The organism is Lelliottia sp. WB101, from assembly GCF_003051885.1.
In the GTDB taxonomy this organism is placed as follows: domain Bacteria; phylum Pseudomonadota; class Gammaproteobacteria; order Enterobacterales; family Enterobacteriaceae; genus Enterobacter; species Enterobacter nimipressuralis.
Genome location: NZ_CP028520.1, coordinates 3,204,889 through 3,223,352 on the forward strand (window position 1 = coordinate 3,204,889; position 18,464 = coordinate 3,223,352).

An 18,464-nucleotide genomic window follows, 5' to 3' on the forward strand; every position below is an offset into this window, starting at 1 on the left:
CTACGCCCTGTGCGCCACGCGTTCGCCCAGCAGACCGGCCGGGCGGAACACCAGCACCAGAATCAGCACGATGAACGCAAAGACGTCCTGGTAGTTACTGCCAAACACGCCGTGGGTGAGTTCACCCAGATAGCCCGCGCCCAGCGATTCAATGATCCCAAGCAGGATCCCGCCGATCATCGCGCCGCGAATATTGCCGATTCCGCCCAGAACCGCGGCGGTGAACGCTTTAATGCCGGGCAAAAAGCCCATCGAAAAACTGGCGTTGCCGTAGTTACTCGCCATCATTACGCCTGCGAGCGCGGCGAAAATGCCGCCGATGGCGAAAGTCAGCGTGATAATGGCGTTGGGATTGACCCCCATCAGCGTGGCCACGCGCGGGTTTTCCGCCACCGCGCGCATCCCGCGCCCGAGACGGGTGTATTCCACAAGCAGCCACAGGCCGATCATCACCGCCAGTGCCAGCGATACCGTGACAATGCCGGTGACGGTAATGATCGCCGGGGGATGGTTCGCACTGCCGGAGGTGACGGCAATCGCGTCCATCGGCAGAATTTGCGGGAACATCAGCGGGTTGCGGCTCCAGATAATCATCGCCACGGTTTGCAGCAACACCGAAACGCCAATCCCGGAGATCAGCGGCGCCAGACGCGGCGCGTTGCGCAGGCGTCGATAGGCGAAGCGCTCCACAGCCATCGCCAGCAGGGCACAGACCGCCATGGCGACAACCAGCGCGAAGCCGAGCTGTAGCAGCTGAGGCATATGCGGGAAGGTGCTGTTCAGCGCGTTCAGGGCCGACAGCGTGGTAAGCGCGCCGACCATCAAAATGTCGCCGTGGGCAAAGTTAATAATGCGCAAAATGCCATACACCATGGTATAGCCCAGCGCGATCAGCGCGTAGATGCTGCCCAGCATCACGCCATTAATCAGTTGTTGTATCAGTGTGTCCAACGTTATTACCCGACAGATTGCTCTTTCAGCGGGTAACATCCAATAATTGAATTAAATTGTAAAATACGCATATATTATTTCTTATGATAATTCGAGATTGATTTATCGCGATGATTTTAAAGAGAATAGTGAAACGTCATCTGAGCGAAATTACGGCCCTAAAATCAACATATGAATAAAACAGAACAATCACTACAGCTGCCTGCTTATGCCGAAAGCCGTCTGGCGAACGATCCGCCCCTGCGTGCCGTGCGCGCCTTTGAGGCGATTGCCCGGCTGGGGAGCGTGACGCTGGCCGCGCAGGAGATGGCGATCTCGCCGTCTGCCGTTAGCCATCAGCTCAAAGTGCTGGAAGGGTATCTACAAATGCCGCTCACAGAGCGCCATGGGCGCAGGCTGGTCCTGAGCCAGCAGGGACGCGACTATTACCGCTCTATTCGCGCGGCGTTCAACGTGCTGCGTCAGGCGACGGAGCACCTGGTGGAGCAGGCCCAAACCCGTCAGGTGACCATCAGCCTGATTCCGCTATTCGGTATGGGCTGGTTTATTCCGCGCCTGCCTGCGTTTATGCGCGCCAATCCGCAGACGGAAATTAACGTGGTGTATGCCAACCATCGCAACTATCTGAGCGATGCGTCGGATATGTCGATTCGCTTTGGTAACGGCCAGTGGGCGGGGTATCAGAGTGAAAAACTGATTTCAGGTCAGATGGTGCCGGTGTGCAGCCGGGCGTTTTTACGCGTCCACGGCCATATGGATACACCGGAACAGCTGCTCCAGATGCCCCTGCTGCACGATGAAGAGCGCAGCACCTGGCAACAGTGGTTTATCCAGCAGGGCGTTAAACGGCCTGCGCGCAAGAGCGGCCCGCTGTTTGAGGATGGCTTACTGACGCTGGCGGGTGTGCAGGCCGGGCTGGGCTGCGCGTTGATGCGCGAGCCGCTGATCGCGCCCTATCTTGAGAGCGGCGAGCTGGTGAAAATCTTTGATGCGCCAATCGATGACGGGCGCGATTATTACCTGTGCGTCCGTCAGGATTCGGATATGACCGAAGATGGCAAGTTGCTGCAAGCCTGGCTCAGGCGCGCGGCGGTCAGCGCTACGGTGTAAACGAGCAGTTTTTATCCAGCGCTTCGATCTCGGTGCCACTGAATCGGGCGTATTGTCCGGTGAGACGCCAGAATGCGGGCTGCGTTTCGGTGTAGATCTCGGCGGCCAGAACCAGGCGACGGCGTTCATCTTCACTCAGCTCAAGCAGCGTCCAGGGGACAAAATAGCGGCCAGTGGGGGTAAGCTCAAACCACAGCGGGCAGCCGCAGCCGGGGCAGAACCAGCGTTCGCCGCGCACAGACGACGAGAAGTGCGAAGGGGAGATCGAACCGTCTTCCACGATGGGTTCGCCCTGAGTTTCCAGATACATCGCGATGCCGCCCGACCATTTCTGACACATCGTACAGTGACAGGCATAGACGTCGAGGGCCTCGATGTTGACGCTAAAGTGGCTCATTCCACACAGGCAGCGTCCGGTATAGAGGTGCATGGCGTACTCCTTTATCACGCCAGTGGACTGCGATAAAAAAAGCCAGCCACGAGGGCTGGCTTTTTTAACAGACAAACACTTAGAACTGGTAAGTCAGACCCAGTGCAACGATGTTGTCGGTCGCGATTTTCGCATCGTTGGTGAATTTGTTGTCGTCCAGCAGGTTGATTTTGTAATCAACGTAGGTAGACATGTTTTTGTTGAAGTAGTAGGTTGCGCCCACTTCGATGTATTCAACCAGATCCTGGTCGCCGTAATTTTCGATGTCTTTACCTTTGGATTTCAGGTAAGCCACGGACGGACGCAGACCGAAGTCGAACTGGTACTGTGCAACCATTTCGAAGTTCTGTGCTTTGTTCGAAATGTAGTCTTTACCGAACGTCGTCATGTTACGCGTTTCGGAATATGTAGTCGCCAGGTAGATGTTGTTCGCATCGTATTTCAGACCCGCAGCCCAAACTTCTGCATTGTCACCGGACGCATTCAGAGAGTTGATTGCCGCTGCGCGAACCTGCGCATCAGTACGGTCAGATTTTGCATAGGTTGCACCTACTGCAAAACCGTCGAATTCATAAGTTGAGGACAGACCCCAGCCATCGCCGTTCGCTTTGGTGATGTCAGCGCCGTAGGTATTATCGTTGGTACGATCGTTTTTACCCTGGTACTGGGCCGCAAAGTTCAGGCCGTCAACCAGACCGAAGAAGTCATTGTTACGGTATGTTGCCACGCCGGTCGTACGGCCGGTCATGAAGACGTCAGTCTGAGTCCAGGTGTCACCGCCGAATTCCGGCAGAACGTCGGTCCATGCGCCGATGTCGTAGGCTACGCCGTAGTTACGACCGTAGTCGAAAGAACCAAATTCGTTGAATTTCAGGCCCGCGAACGCCAGACGAGTTTTGTTGCCTTCGTCGCCGTTGGATTCGTCGTTGTTGCCTTTGAACTCATATTCCCACTGACCGTAACCGGTCATCTGGTCGTTGATCTGAGTTTCGCCTTTAAAGCCCAGACGCACGTAAGTTTTGTCACCGTCATTGTCGGTGTCGTCAGAGAAGTAGTGCAGACCTGTTACTTTACCGTACAGATCCAGTTTGTTACCGTCTTTGTTAAAGACTTCAGCCGCGTTTACCGCGCCTGCTGCCAACAGAGTAGTCACTGCCACTGCAACTAATTTAAGTTTCATTTTAATAATCCTTATAATTTTCTTTTGGGCATTTCCTGAGCCATTAATAAACGATTTCTAAACGAGGTCGTTCGTCAATGGCATGCTATTTTTAGAAATGTTGTAGCCGCATTTCAATAATAAGTTTCAATTTATTGCTGATAATTTCAATTAGTGTGACCGGTGTCTGATAAAACGGCCAATATTCCGCGGATTTGATTATTTATTATTCGGTAATTGAGTATTTTCTAATATTTATAGTTATTGCCAATATAATTATCGATGGTTTTAATTTCATTGAGGAATTAACCGTAATTATAGATGAATTAACGCAATTTAATGAAGGGTGATAACGAAGAATCAAATGGTTATGAGTCATTTGCTGCGAGAACAGGCGAGCATTACTGAAATATTCAGTCATAAACTATTGCGTGTTCGGCTATATCCGGGGCGATTAATAGGCGTTTATTAATCTCAGTACGGTGTCAGTTTATGTCAATAAGAATGTAAAAAGACGTTACGAGCGCGGGGAATATAAACAGAGTTTAAATGTAAACACTATGTGAAAAATAGATAATCTGACGCAAGATCACATTTTATTTATGCAGATAAAACAGAAGGGGGAGATTTCCCCCTGAATGGAATTATTTTCGGGTGGCGTACCAGCACAGCAGCGAGCCTGCGCAGACCATCAGCGCCCCTTGCCAGAAGGAAAAAGAGAGCGGGGCGTTAAGCAGAACAGCCGCCAGCGCCGCGGACAGCACCGGGGTGAAATAAGAGACGGTGGCGAGCACAGAAACATTGCCATGCAGAATGCCGATATTCCACGCCGCATAGCCAAATCCGAGGGCAATTCCGCACATGAGTAGTTTGATCACCACCGGCACGCTGAATATCATTTCCGGCTGATCGCTGAACAGATATTTCAGCCACAGCGCCAGCGCGGTGAGTAACACGAACAGCGTAATGCCGTTCTGTCCTTTAGCGTATTTGCTGGTGACAGTGCAGTATGCCGCCCAGATAAACGCGCCGGCAAACGCCAGCCCATAGCTCAGCGGGTTAGAGATCACATTGGCGGTTATTTCGTCGATATGCAGACCCTTCTCACCGCCTAATACCCAGCAGACACCGAGCAAGGCCAGCAATAATCCCGGCACAATCCACAGAGTCGATTTCTGCCCATTGAACAAAATGGCAAACACAATCGTCAGGCTCGGCCAGAGATAATTCACCATTCCCACTTCGATAGCCTGATGACGGGTACTGGCGTAGCCCAGCGAAAGGGCGAGACATATTTCATAGCTCACAAACAGCACGCTGCCGGCAATAAGATAGCGCGGTGAGAAGCGTCTGATAGTCGGGAATCCCACGGTGACTAAACAGAGTAAACCGCTGAGGGTGTAGATCATTGCCGCACCACCGACAGGCCCCAGTCCTTCGCTCACGCCGCGAATTAATCCCACCATGGTGCTCCACAGCACAATCGCGGCCAGCCCAATCAATGTTGCTCTTTTTCTGTCCATTGCTTTCCCAAACGCCAACGAAATTCAGGGGCAAATTTATAGCACTCTTTCCCGCGTTTTCGCGAATCAATCTACAAACCGCTAATCACAAAGGGTTAAGCAAAGCCGCCAGAGCGGACTATTTAGGGGGCGAAGATCGAGGAGATTGATTTGACGCAAAAAAATCAGGGGCTTTGCTGCTAGTTTGCGGCGCGAAGTCTCCTACAGATAACGAGGACAGCAATGGACGTCAGCCGCAGAAAGTTTTTTAAAATCTGCGCGGGCGGTATGGCCGGAACAACAGCTGCTGCGTTGGGCTTTATGCCTAAACTCGCGCTGGCTCAGTCGCGTAACTATAAACTGCTGCGCGCCAAAGAGATCCGTAACACCTGCACATACTGCTCCGTGGGATGCGGGCTATTGATGTATAGCCTGGGCGATGGCGCGAAAAACGCCAAAGAAGCGATTTACCATATTGAAGGGGATCCGGATCATCCGGTGAGCCGTGGGGCACTTTGCCCGAAAGGCGCAGGCCTGCTGGATTATGTCCACAGCGACAACCGCCTGCGTTACCCGGAATACCGCGCGCCTGGCTCTGATAAATGGCAGCGCATCTCCTGGGACGATGCCTTTACCCGCATCGCCAAATTAATGAAAGACGACCGTGACGCCAATTTCGTTGAAAAGAACGAGCAGGGTGTCACTGTGAACCGCTGGCTTTCCACCGGAATGCTCTGCGCATCTGCGGCAAGTAATGAAACCGGCATGCTGACGCAAAAATTTGTGCGCTCGCTTGGCATGCTGGCCGTCGATAACCAGGCGCGCGTCTGACACGGACCAACGGTAGCAAGTCTTGCTCCAACATTTGGTCGCGGTGCGATGACCAACCACTGGGTTGATATCAAAAACGCCAACGTCGTGGTGGTGATGGGCGGTAACGCCGCTGAAGCCCATCCAGTGGGATTCCGCTGGGCGATGGAAGCGAAAAATAACAACGATGCGACGCTGATCGTCGTCGATCCGCGCTTTACGCGTACGGCATCGGTGGCGGATATCTATGCGCCGATTCGTTCCGGTACGGACATCACGTTCCTGTCTGGCGTGCTGCTGTATCTGATTGAAAACAACAAGATCAACGCCGAATACGTTAAACACTACACCAACGCGAATCTGCTGGTGCGGGACGATTTTGCCTTTGATGACGGGCTTTTCAGCGGCTATGACGCAGAAAAACGTCAGTACGACAAATCCTCCTGGAACTATCAGTTCGATGAAAACGGTTTTGCGAAACGCGATGAAACCCTGACCGATCCGCGCTGCGTGTGGAACTTGCTGAAACAGCACGTTTCTCGCTACACGCCGGACGTGGTGGAAAACATCTGCGGAACGCCGAAAGCGGACTTCCTGAAAGTGTGCGAAGTGCTGGCCTCGACCAGTGCGGCCGATCGCACCACCACGTTCCTGTATGCGCTGGGCTGGACGCAGCACACCGTTGGTGCGCAGAACATCCGTACCATGGCGATGATTCAGCTGTTGCTCGGCAACATGGGGATGGCGGGCGGCGGCGTGAATGCCTTGCGCGGACACTCCAATATTCAGGGGTTAACGGATCTGGGGCTGCTCTCCACCAGCCTGAGCGGCTATCTGACGCTGCCGTCGGAAAAACAGACCGATCTACAGACCTATCTCGCGGCGAACACGCCAAAAGCGACACTGCCGGAGCAGGTGAACTACTGGAGCAACTATCCAAAGTTCTTCGTCAGCCTGATGAAGTCTTTCTACGGCGATGCGGCGCAGAAAGAGAACGACTGGGGCTTTGAGTGGCTACCGAAATGGGACCAGGCCTACGACGTCATCAAGTATTTCAACATGATGGATAAGGGCAACGTCACAGGCTACATCTGCCAGGGCTTTAACCCGGTGGCCTCTTTCCCGGACAAAAACAAGGTCGTGCGCAGCCTCAGTAAGCTGAAGTACATGGTGGTGATCGATCCGCTGGTGACGGAAACCTCCAACTTCTGGCAGAACCACGGCGAGATGAACGACGTTGACACCGCGTCGATTCAGACCGAAGTCTTCCGTCTGCCGTCGACCTGTTTCGCGGAAGAAGATGGCTCCATCGCCAACTCTGGCCGCTGGCTTCAGTGGCACTGGAAAGGCCAGGACGCACCGGGCGAAGCGCGTAACGACGGCGAAATTCTGGCCGGTATTTACCATCGTCTGCGCGAGATGTACGCCCAGTCAGATGGTAAAGGGGCGATACCGCTGCTGAAAATGCGCTGGGATTACAAGCAGCCGGACCACCCGGAATCGGAAGAGGTCGCGAAAGAGAACAACGGCTATGCGCTGGAAGATCTTTATGACGCCAACGGCAATCTGCTGGCGAAAAAAGGTCAGCTGCTGAACAGCTTTGCGCTGCTGCGCGATGACGGTTCAACGGCCTCCTCCTGCTGGATCTACACAGGAAGCTGGACCGAGCAGGGCAACCAGATGGCCAACCGCGATAACGCCGATCCGTCAGGACTGGGCAATACGCTTGGCTGGGCCTGGGCGTGGCCACTCAACCGTCGCGTGCTCTACAACCGTGCATCGGCGGATATCAACGGCAAGCCGTGGGATCCGAAACGCAAGCTGATCGCGTGGAACGGCACGAAGTGGGCGGGGAACGATATCCCGGACTTCAACACCGCGCCGCCGGGCAGTGGGACCGGGCCGTTTATCATGCAGCCAGAAGGGCTGGGGCGTCTGTTTGCGCTCGATAAGCTGGCAGAAGGGCCGTTCCCGGAGCACTACGAACCGATGGAGACGCCGCTCGGCACCAACCCGCTGCATCCGAACGTGGTTTCCAGCCCGGTGGTTCGCCTGTATGAAGACGACGCGCTGCGCCTGGGTAAGAAAGATAAGTTCCCGTACGTCGGGACCACCTATCGTCTGACCGAGCATTTCCACACCTGGACCAAACACGCGCGGCTCAACGCCATCGCGCAGCCGGAACAGTTTGTCGAAATCAGTGAAACCCTGGCGCGCTCGAAAGGCATCACCAACGGCGATCGCGTGAAGGTCAGCAGCAAACGCGGCTTTATTCGCGCGGTGGCGGTGGTTACGCGTCGTCTGCAGACGTTGCACGTCAACGGCCAGCAGGTCGAGACCGTGGGCATTCCGCTGCACTGGGGCTTTGAGGGGGTGGCGCAAAAAGGCTACCTCGCCAACACCCTGACGCCAAACGTCGGCGATTCCAACTCGCAAACGCCGGAATATAAAGCGTTTCTGGTCAACATCGAGAAAGCGTAAGGAGCGATTCAATGGCTATGGAAACACAAGACATTATCAAACGCTCCGCGACCAACGGCATGACTCCCGCGCCTCGTGCGCGGGACTTTAAAGCGGAAGTCGCCAAGCTGATTGATGTCTCTTCCTGCGTGGGCTGCAAAGCCTGCCAGGTGGCCTGTTCGGAGTGGAACGACATCCGCGATGACGTCGGGCACTGCGTGGGCGTTTATGATAATCCGGCGGATCTCAGTGCCAAATCCTGGACGGTAATGCGCTTTAGCGAAACCGATCAGAACGGCAAGCTGGAGTGGTTGATTCGTAAAGACGGCTGTATGCACTGCGAGGACCCGGGCTGTCTGAAGGCATGCCCGTCCGCCGGGGCGATTATTCAGTACGCCAACGGGATCGTCGATTTTCAGCAGGATAACTGCATCGGCTGCGGCTACTGTATCGCCGGCTGTCCGTTCAACGTGCCGCGTCTGAACAAAGAGGATAACCGGGTATACAAATGTACCCTCTGCGTGGATCGGGTCAGCGTCGGGCAGGAGCCTGCCTGCGTGAAAACCTGTCCGACCGGGGCAATTCATTTCGGTACCAAGAAAGAGATGCTCGAGGTGGCGCAGGAACGCGTCGATAAGCTTAAAGCGCGCGGATATGACCACGCGGGGATTTACAACCCGCAGGGCGTCGGCGGGACGCATGTGATGTACGTTCTGCATCACAACGACCAGCCAGAGCTGTATCACAATCTGCCTAAAGATCCGGCGATTGATACCTCCATCAACCTGTGGAAAGGGGCGCTCAAACCGCTCGCAGCGGCCGGATTTATCGCCACCTTTGCCGGTTTGATTTATCACTACATCGGTATCGGGCCAAACAAAGAGGTGGATGACGACGAGGATGAACATCATGAGTAAGTCGAAGATGATTGTGCGCACCAAGTTTGTCGACCGCGCCTGTCACTGGACGGTGGTCATTTGCTTCTTTCTGGTGGCGGTGTCCGGGATCTCTTTCTTCTTCCCGACGCTGCAGTGGCTGACGGAAACCTTCGGGACGCCGCAGATGGGTCGTATTCTGCACCCGTTCTTTGGCGTGCTGATTTTCGTGGTGCTGATGTTTATGTTCGTGCGCTTTGTGCATCACAACATCCCGGATAAGCAGGATATTCCGTGGGTGAAAGGGATTGTCGAAGTGCTGAAAGGCAACGAGCACAAAGTCGCGAAAGTGGGCAAGTACAACGCCGGACAGAAAATGATGTTCTGGACCATCATGAGCATGATTTTTGTGCTGCTGGTGACCGGGGTGATTATCTGGCGTCCCTATTTTGCCCATTATTTCCCGATTCAGGTGATTCGCTACAGCCTGCTGATCCATGCGACCGTCGCCATCATTCTGATCCATGCCATCCTGATTCATATGTATATGGCTTTCTGGGTGAAAGGATCGATTAAAGGGATGATCGAAGGGAAGGTAAGCCGCCGTTGGGCGCAAAAACACCATCCGCGCTGGTATCGTGATGTCGAAAGACTGGAAGCGAAAAAAGAGAGCACGGAAGGGATGAAGTAACCTCAAGCGCCGTCGGTATTTGCCGGCGGCGCTGCGTTTATGCCGTCCTGGGGGAGGTGTTTTATCGGTTGCCCCTGGCGCTTTTCAGAACCGCTCCGCAATATAGCGGAACGGATAATCCGTCGGTTTTACTTTACCCACTTTACGCTTCGGCAGTTTTACCGGCTCGACGGGCAGGGTTTTGTAGGGGATTTGCGACAGCAAATGCGAGATGACATTCAGTCGCACCCGTTTTTTATCCTCGGATCGAGCGACAAACCACGGCGCCCAGGCGGTATCGGTGGCAGCAAACATCGCATCGCGCGCTTCGGTGTATTTATCCCACAGTCTGAACGATTTGATGTCCATCGGTGACAGCTTCCAGGTTTTACGCCCGTCATCAATACGATCCCGCAGGCGGCGCTCCTGCTCTTTGGGCGTCACTTCGAGCCAGTATTTGATCAGAATGATCCCCGCATCCACCATCGCCCGTTCCATGGTCGGCGTGCCATCCAGAAACTTTTGCACCTGTTCAGGCGTACAAAAGCCCATGACGCGTTCAACGCCCGCACGGTTGTACCAGCTGCGATCGAAAATCACGATTTCTCCCGCCGAGGGCAGATGCGGCACGTAGCGCTGGAAATAGAGCTGACTTTTCTCTTTCTCTGTCGGCGCGGGCAGCGCAACGACGCGAAATACACGGGGGCTGACGCGTTCGGTGATGGCTTTAATCGTCCCGCCTTTGCCTGCACCGTCGCGGCCTTCAAACACCACGCAGACTTTTAGCCCTTTACTGACAACCCACTGCTGGAGCTTGACCAGCTCAACGTGCAGACGCCGCAGCTCCTTTTCGTATGCCTTCTCTTTCAGCGGTTCGCGTTTCACATTTTCCGCCGGGCTTTTCGCTTTCTTGATGTTTCCCATGGCAATCCTCTTCGACAGAAGGGAGGGTAAGAACACTTTGAAGTGTAATCGTGCTCGCAAATCCTCGCGGGAATTATTTACACAACACCATGGGATCGGGTTAGAATACGGCATTACTGTATATAAACACAGGTTGTCGTAAAATGTTGACGCTGGACGGGGTAAGAATTGGCAAAAACCAGTTTACGGGCGAGAAAATTGAGAACGGGACATTTCGCCACTGCGACTTTTCCGGCGTCGATCTGACCGGCACGGAATTTATCGGCTGTCAGTTTTACGATCGCGAAAGCCAGCAGGGCGGGAATTTTTCTCGCGCTACGCTGAAAGACGCCATTTTCAAAAATTGCGATTTAACGATGGCCGATTTCAGGAACGCCAGCGCGCTGGGGATTGAAATCCGCGAGTGCCGCGCGCAGGGCGCAGACTTTCGCGGCACCAGCTTTATGAACATGATCACCTCCCGCAGCTGGTTTTGCAGCGCGTACATCACCAAAAGCAACCTCAGCTACGCCAACTTTTCCAAAGTGGTGCTCGAAAAATGCGAGCTGTGGGAAAACCGCTGGAACGGCGCGCAGATCCTCGGCGCAACGTTTAGCGGCTCCGATCTGTCGGGCGGGGAGTTTTCGTCATTCGACTGGCGGGCGGTTAACGTCACTCATTGCGATCTGACCAATTCTGAACTCGGCGATCTGGACGTGCGCGGCGTCGATTTGCAGGGGGTGAAGCTCGATAGCTATCAGGTTGCGCAAATTATGGAACGCCTGGGCGTCGCGATTATCGGTTAAGGATATTCACAAGCCAGACCGAATGAATGGATTAACGTGTCAGAGCGCCAATTCGAACTGGCTCACCATACCAGTTTGTTCAATAATGGCTGTTGCAAATTTTTAACAAATGGCTGTGGTATGAAAAAAACCGTTTTTTCACTGGCGCTGGGCACTTTTGGACTGGGCATGGCCGAGTTTGGCATCATGGGTGTGCTGACCGAGCTGGCGCACGATACCGGCATTTCGATCCCCTCTGCCGGGAGCATGATTTCGTACTACGCCTTTGGCGTGGTCATTGGTGCGCCGATCATCGCGCTGTTTTCAAGTAAGTTTTCGTTAAAAACGGTTCTGCTTTTTCTGGTCGCCCTGTGCGTGGTCGGAAACGCCATTTTTACCTTCTCAACGTCCTATTTCTGGCTGGCCATCGGGCGGCTGGTGTCCGGCTTTCCGCACGGGGCCTTCTTCGGCGTCGGTGCGATCATCCTTTCAAAGATAGCGCCGCCCGGAAAAGTCACCCTCGCCGTATCGGGGATGATTGCCGGAATGACGGTCGCCAATCTGGTGGGGGTTCCGCTCGGCACCTGGCTTGGGCATGAATATAACTGGCGCTACACCTTCTTTCTGATTGCGGCGTTTGACGCGCTGGTGATCCTGTCGGTCATTTTCTGGGTGCCGACCCTGTACGATAAAACCGAAACCCGGCTCACGGAGCAGTTTCACTTTTTGAAGAAACCGGAACCCTGGCTGATTTTTGCCGCGACGATGTTCGGTAATGCCGGAGTCTTCGCATGGTTCAGCTTTGTGAAGCCGTTTATGGTCAACGTCTCCGGATTCTCCGCCGGGTTTATGACCGTTATCATGATGCTGATGGGGCTGGGCATGGTGCTCGGTAATCTGCTCAGCGGCAAACTTTCCGGTCGTTACAGCCCGCTGCGCATTGCGGCGACCACCGATCTGGTGATCGTTCTGTCGCTGTTGATGCTGTTTGCCTTCGGTGAAAATCAGGCTGCGTCTCTGGTGATGGGCTTTATCTGCTGCGCGGGGCTGTTTGCGCTGTCGGCACCGCTGCAAATTATGCTGCTGCAAAATGCGCAGGGCGGTGAGCTGTTGGGCGCGGCGGGCGGGCAGGTGGCCTTTAACCTTGGCAGTGCGATTGGGGCGTATTTCGGCGGGATGATGATCGTTCTCGGCTACAGCTGGAGCTACGTGACGTTACCGGCGGCGCTCCTCTCATTCGCCGCCATGTCATCGCTGCTGCTGTATGGCCGTCAGAAAGCCAAACGGGCGGAGGCTAACGCCAGCGCGTTAGCCTGATTTACGTTACGGAAGGTAAGGTTCGCCGAGGGTCAGCATTAAACGGTTGGCCCAGGCGAAGAACGCCGCAGATTGCACCAGATCGAGCTGTTCAAGCGTGTCCAGAGACTGCTTCTCCAGTGCCGCGAGATGCGCGGGTGTCACAGCGGGTGGCGTCACGGACAGCGCCGCCGCAAAATCAATTTCCGCCTGCCAGCGCGCCGATTGCCCCTCGCTCAGGGACTGTCCCGGCCGCACGGCCAGCAGCGCGTCTATGGCATTATTGTCCTTCGACAGTTGGCTCGCCTTACGCGCATGGACAGATGCGCAGTAAATGCAGCCGTTGATCTTGCTGGTCACCGTCGCCGCCAGTTCACGCTCCGCGCGCGGCAGGCCGCCTGGCGTGTAAAAAATCCCTTTATCGGTCAGCGTGCGCTGTTCCAGAACCGGCAAATTGCGCCCCAGCAGGCGGAAATAGTCTGAGTCCGTATGGCCAAATTTCGCAAGAATAGCCTGCTCGTCGGCGTTGAACTCTGCCAGCGGTTTTGACGCCAGCCACGGCTCCCAGCCCAGCTCCTGCTGCGTGAACTGTACCGGCGCCGGTTTGCCGCTTTTTGTCTCAGGCGTGCTGTGCCAGATCCCCGCCACCACCGGCGTGTCGCTTGCAGCCACGGTTTTGTCATTCAGCAGGCGCAACCCGTCGACGAGACGGCTCTGAAAACTCACGAACGCGATCAGCTGAGCCAGCGTCACAATGGCTTCTTTGCTCCATCCCGCCTGCGTCAGTGCGCTTAATGCGCCGGGCGTGGCTTCGACCGGGGAAAACGTCAGCAGACGCGCAAAGGTCAGCGCGGGCGTCAGCCGTGCGGAAGTCGGGTCAGCCAGCCCAAAACCGGCGTAGTGGGCGGCCAGCGCGTCAACGCGGTGCCATTTTGCCACTTTAGCGGCCACCGCCGCGCGTTCATCAAGCGGGAACGCCGCATCCTGCTGGCTAAAAAGTGTTTCATAGCTGCCCTGGGCATGACGGGTGGCGGCATCGCGCGTGGCGCGAGCCGTTGCCAGCGGCGAACCGGGGGCGATCTCCGCTAATTCGGCAACAATATCCTGACTTAAAGACATAGGGACTCCTTAAAGAATATGAGGGGCGATATGTTCAGCAATAAGCTCAATTGAACGTAAGGTGTCCCGATGGGACGGCTCAACGGAATGGACCTGGAATGAAATATCCGTCGCCCGTTTGAGGACGGAATCCTGAGCGAGTGATTCCAGCACGGTGTGCGGCGCGCCGATATGGGCGTCGAACTGGCGAATATAATCTGTGACACTGTCACCGGTTACGGTATGACCCGCCGCTCGGTGCGCCTCTGCCTGCCGGGTTAACCCGGGCGTTGCGACGTTCAGAGCATACGCATCGCTGTCGGCCACAAACGCCGTGCGCGAGGCCAGAATTCGCGGCGCCACTCCCGAGGGCAGCGCGGCGAGATAGGCATCCACAATCGGGTTCTGAATCTGGTCGAGAGTAAGCCCTGGCTGGTCAGCCGGGCGAGGCTGAGTTCGGGAGAGCATCAGCCCGTGCCCGGCCCGGGCGGCGCGCACGGCGCCTTCAACGGAAAAGGTCGCAATCCACACGCGTTCTGCCAGTTGCGGCGCAGGTGGATAGAGATGGTTATCCGGATGCGTCAGGGAATCACCGCGCCAGGCACTCTGAATCAGGTGCAGATGGTCGGCAAACGTCGCGCCGCGCTCGTCGAACGTCAGGCCGAAAGGCAGAAACGAGGTTGGCGTACCGCCGGAGCCAAAACCGACTTCAAGGCGACCGTCCGCCAGCAGATCGAGGACCGCCGCGTCTTCCGCCACGCGCAGCGGGTTTTCCATCGGCAGGGTAATAATCGCCGTGCCCAGACGGATGCTTTGGGTCTGGGCCGCAACGTGAGCGAGGAACACCAGCGGCGACGGCAGGCCGCCTTCGCGCTCGTGGAAATGGTGCTGAGCAATCCAGGCCGTATCAAAACCGTGGCGCTCGGCATGGCGGATCTGTTCTGTTGCCAGACGATAGCGCGCTTTCGCAGGCGCGTCGTCGAGCAGGCGGGTAAAGAATCCCAGGCGTTTACGCGTCATGCGTACTCCTTCGTAACGGGTGAAAAATGGGGGATGGCGTCGATCAGCTCGCGGGTATAGCTGCTCTGTGGCGAGGAGAAGAGCGCCTCCACCGTGCCATGTTCAACAACCTGACCGCTGCGCAGCACTGTCACGCTGTGCGCAATGCGGCGAACGGTCGCCAGATCGTGGGTGATAAACAGATAGGTCAGCCCAAGCTGCTGCTGGAGTTGTTGCAGCAGGGCGAGGATTTGCGCCTGCACCGTGACATCCAGCGCCGAGGTCGCTTCGTCCAGTACCAGAATGGTTGGCTCCAGAATCAGCGCACGAGCGATGGCCACGCGTTGACGCTGGCCGCCAGAAAGCTCGCGGGCGGTACGACTCAGCAGCTCAAGCGGCAGGGCCACGCGGGTGGTCACCGCCTCGACGCGGGATTTGCGCTCCGCTCGGGCGAGCTTATTGAAGTTTTTCAGCGGCTCTTCGATGATCTCAAACAGCGTTTGCCGTGGGTCGAGGGAGGCAAACGGATTCTGGTAGACGAACTGAATTTTCTGCCGCAGCTGGCGGCGTGCCTCCACGCTGAGCTGGGTCGCATCGATATCATCGAGGGTGACGCGCCCGCTGTCCGCCTGCTCAAACCCCAGTAAAATGCGGGCCAGAGTGGTTTTCCCCGATCCCGACTCCCCGACCAGCGCGTGCGTGCTGCCGCGCTGCACATCAAAACTGACGTTATCCAGCGCCTGTAAAGTGTGACCTTTACTGAGAGTGAACTGCTTGCTGATGGCCTGAGCGCGAATGGCAGGAGAGGCCAGCCGAAGGCCTGAGACCGGCGCAATGGTCAAGCGTGAACCCTGCAAATCGCTCAGCAACTGGCGGGTATAGGCGTGCTGCGGGGCGCGCACCACGTTGGCGGTTGCCCCCTGTTCCTGAACTTCGCCGTGCCGAAAGACCAGTAAGCGATCGGCACGCTGGGCGGCCAGGGCCAGATCGTGGGTGACGAACAGTACCGCCGTTCCCGATTCGCGGCGCAGGATATCCAGCAGATCGAGAATGCGTTTTTGTACCGTCACGTCCAGGGCACTGGTCGGTTCATCGGCGATGATCACATCCGGGCGCAACGCGATGGCGATGGCGATCAGTACCCGCTGCTTCATCCCGCCGGAAAGCTGATGTGGATATTGCTTCATCCGCTGTGCCGGGTGGCTTAGCCCGACTTTAGTCAGCAGCGCCAGCACCTGATTTTCTTGCTCGGTCTTTGTGATTTTCTGGTGAATATGCAGCACTTCGCCCACCTGGGCGCCGATGGTTTTGACCGGATTCAGGGAGTTACCAGGGTCCTGCGGCACCAGGCTGATACGCGCTCCGCGCAGGCTGTTGAGCCGTTTTGCTGACCACTGGCTGATCTCTTCGCCGTTCAGCACAATTTTGCCGCTATCGCGACGGGCGTTGTCCGCCAGCAAGCCGATAATCGCCTGCGCGGTGGTGGTTTTCCCGGAGCCAGACTCGCCCACAAAGGCAAGCATTTCCCCGCGTTTTAGGGTGAAACTGACGTTGTGGACCACTTCACGCCACTGGCGACCGATGCGGTAGCTTAAAGTCAGATTTTCCACGGACAGAACGGTCATGAGCGGCCTCCGCTTAACTGTTGGCTGATACGGTTGGTGGCAAGCACCACGGCGATCACCACGATGCCGGGGAAGGTGGTCAGCCACCAGGCGGTGGAGAGATAGTTACGCCCTTCGGCAATCAGCAGCCCCCATTCCGGGACAGGCGGCGGGGTGCCGTAGCCGAGGAAACTTAACGTCGAAAGGGCGAGGATCGCCTGACCAAACTGCAGGGTCGCGAAGGCCAGCACCGCCGTCAGGGAGTTCGGTAAAATGTGACGCCACAGCACTGCCCAGAAGGTGCCGCCGCTGCCGTAGGCCGCTTCGACATAATCTGCGTGACGAATACGCACCACTTCGCCGCGCGCCAGGCGGGCAAAACTGGCAATCGACGCCACACCGACGGCAATAGCCGCGTTCACCGTGCCGAAACCGAGCAAAATAATCACCGTCAGGGAGAGCAGCAGCGAGGGAATCGACAGCAGCACATCGACAAAACGCATCAGCACCGACTCCACGCGCCCGGCGAAGGCACCGGCGATAACCCCCATTGCCGTGCCAGCCACTAATCCCATCGCCACGGCCGCCAGGGCGGCGCTGAGTGAGTGGGATGCGCCATAGACAATGCGCGCGTAGACGTCACGGCCAAGTTGATCGGTTCCCAGCCAGTGTCCCGCCTGGGGAGCTAAGCGCTGTGCGCCCGCGATCCCTTCAATCGGGCTGTAGTGGGTAAGCAAACCCGGCGCCAGTGCGGCCAGAGCGGCAACGATAATCACGCCCCACGCCAGCCATAATCCGGGCTGAATGTCGACGGTGCGAAGGGCCGGGACGCGTTTTCGCGCCGCGGCGGCATAGTCCACCAGACTCATGATGCACCTCCGGTGACGGTTTGCAGACGAGGATCAAACAGCGGCATCAGCAGATCCACCAGCAGGTTTATCAGCACAAAGCCCAGGGCCGAGATCATCACCACCGCCTGTAATACGGCGATATCCTGGTTGTTGACGGCCTGCTGCGTCAGCTGGCCCAGACCGCTGCGGCCAAATACAGTTTCGGTAATCAGCGCCCCGGCAATCAGTTCGCCGAGCAAAATCCCGGCGATATTCAGCACCGGCAGCAGCGCATTGCCTGTGACGTGACGCCACAGCACGCCGGTTTCGCTCAGCCCTTTGGCGCGCGCGACGGCGACGAACGGCTGAGCGGACACCTGATCGAGACTGCGCATCAGAATTTGCGCCAGCGGGGCGGAAATCGGAATGGCGACAGTAACGATCGGCAGGATCAACCCCTGCAATGGCGACGGGTTAATCACCGGAATCAGCCGTAGCTGGAATGAGAACAGCTGGATGAGCGCGATGCCGAGCCAGAAGGTCGGCAGCGAGATAAACAGTACCGGCACGGATTGAATGGCGTTACTCACCCAGCGCAGCCCCGGCAGACGTGCGGCAAAGGCCAGCACGAAGGCCAGCACCACGGCCAGCGCGAACGCGGGAAGGGCGAGACTCAGGGTGTCCGGCAAATTGCTCGCGATCAGTTCGCTCACCGGCACGCCCGCCTGCAATGAAAAACCAAAATCGCCGCGCAGCATGGCAAACAGCGTGTGGAAATACTGTTGCCAGAGCGGGCTGTCTGCACCGTAGGCGACGCGCATCTCTTCAATTTGCGCCAGGCTTAAGCCCAGATCCGGGTTCTGAAATTTAATCAGCACCGCATCCCCCGGCAGCACCTGAAGCAGTACGAAGGAGAGGGTAAAGGCGGCCCACAGGACCAGCAGCCCCATTCCGGCCCGTCGCAGCAGATAATGGCTCATCA

General features: G+C 56.5%; 16 protein-coding genes. 6 read left to right on the top strand and 10 right to left on the bottom strand.

Annotated elements, in window-relative coordinates; translation table 11 throughout:
• Positions 1 to 951 carry a branched-chain amino acid ABC transporter permease gene (locus DAI21_RS15435; RefSeq protein WP_107703530.1) on the bottom strand — a complete coding sequence of 317 codons (951 nt, stop codon included), beginning with the start codon at positions 949 to 951 and terminating at the stop codon, positions 1 to 3.
• Positions 952 to 1,122: 171 nt separating this feature from the next.
• Between DAI21_RS15435 and DAI21_RS15440 the strand changes: the two genes are divergently transcribed.
• On the top strand, positions 1,123 to 2,061 hold the full coding sequence (locus tag DAI21_RS15440; protein ID WP_107703531.1) for a LysR substrate-binding domain-containing protein: 939 nt from the start codon (positions 1,123 to 1,125) through the stop codon (positions 2,059 to 2,061).
• Here the strand turns inward: DAI21_RS15440 and DAI21_RS15445 are convergent.
• The 3 genes from DAI21_RS15445 to yddG all read right to left on the bottom strand — a co-directional run bounded on the left by DAI21_RS15445 (position 2,051) and on the right by yddG (position 5,173).
• Positions 2,051 to 2,491 (bottom strand): GFA family protein, encoded by a 441-nt coding sequence (locus tag DAI21_RS15445; protein ID WP_100780095.1) that lies wholly within the window; start codon positions 2,489 to 2,491, stop codon positions 2,051 to 2,053. The genes DAI21_RS15440 and DAI21_RS15445 overlap by 11 nt on opposite strands.
• Positions 2,492 to 2,570: 79 nt before the next feature.
• Positions 2,571 to 3,671 (bottom strand): porin OmpC, encoded by a 1,101-nt coding sequence (gene ompC, locus DAI21_RS15450; protein WP_107703532.1) that lies wholly within the window; start codon positions 3,669 to 3,671, stop codon positions 2,571 to 2,573.
• 623 nt (positions 3,672 to 4,294) lie between these two features.
• Positions 4,295 to 5,173 carry an aromatic amino acid DMT transporter YddG gene (gene yddG, locus DAI21_RS15455; protein WP_107703533.1) on the bottom strand — a complete coding sequence of 293 codons (879 nt, stop codon included), beginning with the start codon at positions 5,171 to 5,173 and terminating at the stop codon, positions 4,295 to 4,297.
• A gap of 222 nt (positions 5,174 to 5,395) precedes the next feature.
• Between yddG and fdnG the strand changes: the two genes are divergently transcribed.
• From fdnG to fdnI, 3 genes are read left to right on the top strand one after another with little or no spacing between them, the layout of a single operon-like run.
• A complete protein-coding gene (gene fdnG, locus DAI21_RS15465; protein ID WP_159075421.1) occupies positions 5,396 to 8,443 on the top strand; it encodes a formate dehydrogenase-N subunit alpha in 3,048 nt (1,015 codons plus the stop codon).
• 11 nt (positions 8,444 to 8,454) lie between these two features.
• Positions 8,455 to 9,339 carry a formate dehydrogenase subunit beta gene (fdxH, locus tag DAI21_RS15470; RefSeq protein ID WP_107703535.1) on the top strand — a complete coding sequence of 295 codons (885 nt, stop codon included), beginning with the start codon at positions 8,455 to 8,457 and terminating at the stop codon, positions 9,337 to 9,339.
• On the top strand, positions 9,332 to 9,988 hold the full coding sequence (gene fdnI, locus DAI21_RS15475; protein ID WP_100780102.1) for a formate dehydrogenase-N subunit gamma: 657 nt from the start codon (positions 9,332 to 9,334) through the stop codon (positions 9,986 to 9,988). Before fdxH ends, fdnI begins: the two co-directional genes overlap by 8 nt.
• An 84-nt stretch (positions 9,989 to 10,072) precedes the next feature.
• On the opposite strand, the gene ppk2 is transcribed toward fdnI, so the two are convergent.
• Positions 10,073 to 10,891: a polyphosphate kinase 2 gene (gene ppk2 / locus DAI21_RS15480; RefSeq protein ID WP_107703536.1), complete on the bottom strand. Its 819-nt coding sequence runs from the start codon at positions 10,889 to 10,891 to the stop codon at positions 10,073 to 10,075.
• Between the two features lie 143 nt (positions 10,892 to 11,034).
• Here ppk2 and DAI21_RS15485 point away from each other — a divergent pair, with 143 nt between their 5' ends.
• Positions 11,035 to 11,676 carry a Qnr family pentapeptide repeat protein gene (locus tag DAI21_RS15485; RefSeq protein ID WP_100780104.1) on the top strand — a complete coding sequence of 214 codons (642 nt, stop codon included), beginning with the start codon at positions 11,035 to 11,037 and terminating at the stop codon, positions 11,674 to 11,676.
• Between the two features lie 120 nt (positions 11,677 to 11,796).
• Positions 11,797 to 12,972 (top strand): MFS transporter AraJ, encoded by a 1,176-nt coding sequence (araJ, locus tag DAI21_RS15490; RefSeq protein ID WP_107703537.1) that lies wholly within the window; start codon positions 11,797 to 11,799, stop codon positions 12,970 to 12,972.
• A 6-nt stretch (positions 12,973 to 12,978) separates the two neighbouring features.
• Here the strand turns inward: araJ and DAI21_RS15495 are convergent, their stop codons facing one another.
• The 5 genes from DAI21_RS15495 to DAI21_RS15515 are packed head-to-tail and all read right to left on the bottom strand — an operon-like array spanning position 12,979 to position 18,462.
• Entirely contained in the window at positions 12,979 to 14,070 is a 1,092-nt protein-coding gene (locus tag DAI21_RS15495) for an alkylhydroperoxidase domain protein (protein WP_107703538.1), read from the bottom strand.
• A 9-nt stretch (positions 14,071 to 14,079) separates the two neighbouring features.
• A complete protein-coding gene (locus DAI21_RS15500; RefSeq protein WP_107703539.1) occupies positions 14,080 to 15,069 on the bottom strand; it encodes a putative FMN-dependent luciferase-like monooxygenase in 990 nt (329 codons plus the stop codon).
• Positions 15,066 to 16,673 (bottom strand): ABC transporter ATP-binding protein, encoded by a 1,608-nt coding sequence (locus DAI21_RS15505; RefSeq protein WP_107703540.1) that lies wholly within the window; start codon positions 16,671 to 16,673, stop codon positions 15,066 to 15,068. Before DAI21_RS15505 ends, DAI21_RS15500 begins: the two co-directional genes overlap by 4 nt.
• Positions 16,670 to 17,521 carry an ABC transporter permease gene (locus DAI21_RS15510; RefSeq protein WP_100780110.1) on the bottom strand — a complete coding sequence of 284 codons (852 nt, stop codon included), beginning with the start codon at positions 17,519 to 17,521 and terminating at the stop codon, positions 16,670 to 16,672. The genes DAI21_RS15505 and DAI21_RS15510 overlap by 4 nt, the downstream gene beginning before the upstream one ends.
• Positions 17,518 to 18,462 carry an ABC transporter permease gene (locus DAI21_RS15515; RefSeq protein WP_107703541.1) on the bottom strand — a complete coding sequence of 315 codons (945 nt, stop codon included), beginning with the start codon at positions 18,460 to 18,462 and terminating at the stop codon, positions 17,518 to 17,520. The genes DAI21_RS15510 and DAI21_RS15515 overlap by 4 nt, the downstream gene beginning before the upstream one ends.
• Positions 18,463 to 18,464 lie beyond the last annotated feature (2 nt).